The following is a 3,508-nucleotide window of genomic DNA, read 5'->3' on the forward strand; positions in this document are numbered from 1 at the left end:
TTCTGTGGAATCTGTGACCTGCGGTTTCGTCATTCGGTGCCTTGCCGGACTTCGATGATCGGCAGCAGTCGGGCGGTCGTGGGTCGGTTGAGGTCGCGGGGGCTGGGCCCGGCGGGGGTGGGGACTTCGGCGAGTCGGGCGAGGAGGGCGTCCAGAGCGGTCTGTCCGTCGTCGACGGCGGCGCGTTCGTCGTCGGTGAGTGGGATGGAGACCAGCATCCGCTGCAGGTTGGCCTTGGCTTCCAGGAGTTGGGCCCGGGTGGAGTCCTTGGGGGTGTAGAAGTCGCAGCGTGCGCAGGCCATGCGGTGCTGGCACTGCTCGAAGAAGCTGTAGGTGCAGTAGCCGTGGCCGAGGTCGTAGTACTGCCAGGGCTGGTTGCCGCCGGTGGCGGCGCCGGAGGCGACGGCGTCCCGGTCGACGAGGACCTCGATGGTCCGCAGGTTCCGGGAGAAGTACCCGGCCTCGGTATATGCCCTGGTCAGCGTGTTCGGAGTGATCTTCGCGTAGTGCTGGGTGCTGACCGGGCTGCGATGGCCGAGCCATGCCTGCAGCTCGAAGAGCGTCATCGGCTCCTTGGCGTTGTAGAGCTGGCTGGCGATGGTGGAGCGGGCCCGGTGGCTGGTGATGTTGCCGCGGACGTCGGAGGTGGGGACGCCGGCCTTCTCGCAGAGGGAGGGGATCAGGGTGCGGTTGATGTAGTTCTTCGCGACCGGGTGCGCGCGGACGGAGAAGAGCAGGTCAACGCGTTCGCTGGTCTTGGGGTCGAGGCGCCGGGGCTGGGTGGGCCGCAGGTGCTGCCAGGCTTCGATGGCCTGGCCGACGATCGGGTCGACGGGCTTGGTGAACGCGGTGCTGGTCTTGTTGACCGGGACGTCGAGGAGGCAGACGGCCTGCTCGGCCGGGACTTCGCGGGAGTCGCCGTCGATGGGCTGTCCCTCGTGCTGCCAGCGGACGCAGCCGACCCGCAGGCGGGAGATCTCATCGCTCCGCAGGCCGGAGAAGAGCCAGGTGAGAGCGAGGGCGCGGATAAGTTCCAGGGGGTAGTAGCTGCTGGCGGAGGTGCCGGGAAGGTCGTCGGCCTCGAGGTTGAGCCCGGCCCAGAGCAGTTTGGCCCAGACCTCGTCGGCGATGACGCGGGGATCGGTGGCGATGAGAGCGGCGACGGTGCGGGGCACCGCCAGAGCACGGGAGGTGTCGAAGCGGCGTGGGATCCATTCCCATTCCTGCAGGTCACGCAGGAACGTGCGGGTTCCCATGAGGATGTGGGCCTTGGTGCGCGGGGCGATCGGATCGCCCAGGCGGTCGTGGAGGTGGTCGTTGCGCTGGACGTGGTCGCCGACGGCCATCTTGTCGACCGCGGCGACCCAGTCCGCGCAGGTCGACCGGGTCCAGTGGGCGGGATCGACGGCCTCGGGATGCTCGGCGGCCAGCCAGCGGCCGGTCTTGGCCATGTTCGTGCGGATGTTGTTGCGGACGTTGACCGTCAGGACGGAGGTGTCGTACCAGCGCTGCAGATAGGCGGCCCAGGGCTCGGGGACGCCGGCCAGTCCCGGGGCATGGTTGAAGCCGGGGCGGACGGGGGTCTGGCAGTGCCCGAGGTCGGCGATGATCTTCTGCAGGACGTAGAAGCCGGACGCGTAGCGGGTGCCGGTGGCCGGGTGTGCCTGCAGGCGGGCGAACGCCTCGGTGGTCAGATCCTCAAGCCGAGGGCTGCGGTTGATCAGCAGGGCCTGGGCCAGGACGCCGGGCAGTCGGTAGCGGCCGTCCTCGCGGTTCTGGCTGCGGTAGCCCCAGCGGTCCGCGACGGTGGCGACCTCGGTCATCGCCGCCTCGACCGCCTCGGTCCCGAACAGGAGCTGGGCGAGGTAGAGCCGGTTGAAGTGGCCCAGGTGCTGAAAGTCGGTGAAGCCGCCCAGGAGATAGCCCAGAGCGACCAGGAACGGCCGGGTCGCGGTGTCTGTGGGCAGCGGCTGGGCCGCGCGGAACGCGGTGCTTCCGCTGGAACACAGACCGGCCCAGTCCCAGGGCGTCCACCCCCACCAGGAACGGCCCAGCGAACGGCAGTTGTCCAGCACGATCGCCGCCGCTTGGGCCCCGGCCCGGCGGTGAGCGACTTCGCCGTCGTGGTGGAGGACGTCGCGGGCCCGGTCGAGTGGATCGACCAGACGCGCCAGGGCCTTCCAGTGGGCGGCGGTCCGGCGCGGGACGCCGCCGTGAGCCCGCTGCCGACGCAGGGCTCGCAGGTCAAGGGCCTGCAGAGCGGCGTTCTCTGGGGCGGTCAGCTGGGGGCTGCGGTCGAAACCGTCCAGGACGAACAGGTGTGGTCGGCCGTCGGCAGGGAGCCCCCGGACTGGACGCCGGATCTGGGCCGGGATCATCGCGATGTCACCTCCGTGCCGGTGAGCGTCCCGACGCGCCAGGCGTGCAGATGCGACATCGAAGCGTTCAGCCGTGCGGACAGCTCACGGCCGGACAGGTGGATGTAGCGCAAGGTCGACTCGGTGCTGCGGTGTCCGGCGAACGAGGCGATCGCGTGGACCTCCCAGCCCATCCGGGCCAGGTCCGTCAGACACAGGTGACGGGTGGTGTGTGTGGAGAAGCGCGGAACCTCGGCCTCGAGCGCGATCCGGCGCACGACCTTCGACCAGGTCCACAAGGTCAGCGGCTGGGCCGTGTTGCGTCGCGACTCCGAGAGGAACAACGGCCCCCGGGCCCGGGACAGGGAGGCGCGGTGCCGCAGGTACTCGCCCAGCAGCACCCCGGTGGACGCCGAGTAGGGCACGATCCGCTCCTGCCGGGTCTTGGTGGTCTCCGCCCGGACCCGCAGCGTGCGGTGGGCCGGATCGATGTCGTCGGTCCGCAGCGAGCACAGCTCTTCCCGGCGAAGCGCCGAGTCGTAGGCCAGTGCCAGCATCAGACGGTTGCGGACCGGCTCCGCCCGGAAGACCTCCAGGACCCGCGACCACTCGGCCTCGGCCGGAATCCACGGCAGCTTGACCATGCGCGGCAACAGCCCTCGTGCTGTCCCGCCGCCCGAGCGGCCCGGGGTGTAACGCCCGCGGCCCACCGGGTTCGACTCCCGGATTCCCTCCTCGACGAGGAAGTCGAAGAACAGTCGCACCGGCACCAGCCGCTGCTGCAGCGTGGCGTTCGACAATCCCGCCCCCGAGTCCAGTGCCATCACGTTCGGCCCACTGCGGCTCGGACGCGTCCTCAACTCCCGGACAAACGCGGCGATATGACTGCGGTTGGCACTCTCCGGATGGACCCCGTCGCGTTCACAGGCCAGCAAGAACTCGCCCAGACCACGGGCGTAGGCATCGATCGTCCGGGGTGCCCGACCCAGATCCGACCAGATCTGCAGCCACTCGGCCGCCCGCTCATGCCGGTCCAAGACCGGCCACTTCTCCGACAACACCGTCACGAACACGCTCAACGCGACAGCAGGACCGCCGTCCCGCCCCACAGAGCAGATCCATCCGTCAGCGTGATTCCACGTAACTTATAC

Annotated in this window: 2 protein-coding genes; both read right to left on the bottom strand. The window is 69.6% G+C overall.

Going from position 1 to position 3,508, the window contains the following annotated elements; all coding sequences use genetic code 11:
• Window positions 1–29: 29 nt before the first annotated feature.
• Entirely contained in the window at window positions 30–2,378 is a 2,349-nt protein-coding gene (locus tag TR48_RS38215) for a tyrosine-type recombinase/integrase (protein WP_174501775.1), read from the bottom strand.
• Window positions 2,375–3,466: a tyrosine-type recombinase/integrase gene (locus TR48_RS38220; protein WP_369405645.1), complete on the bottom strand. Its 1,092-nt coding sequence runs from the start codon at window positions 3,464–3,466 to the stop codon at window positions 2,375–2,377. Before TR48_RS38220 ends, TR48_RS38215 begins: the two co-directional genes overlap by 4 nt.
• Between the last annotated feature and the right edge of the window lie 42 nt (window positions 3,467–3,508).

The sequence above is a fragment of the Streptacidiphilus neutrinimicus genome, assembly GCF_000787815.1.
Lineage (GTDB): Bacteria > Actinomycetota > Actinomycetes > Streptomycetales > Streptomycetaceae > Streptacidiphilus > Streptacidiphilus neutrinimicus.

Excerpts from the sequence above, each read along its gene's own strand:
- TR48_RS38215 (WP_174501775.1), bottom strand. The coding sequence starts at position 2,378 with ATGATCCCGGCCCAGATCCGGCGTCCAGTCCGGGGGCTCCCTGCCGAC.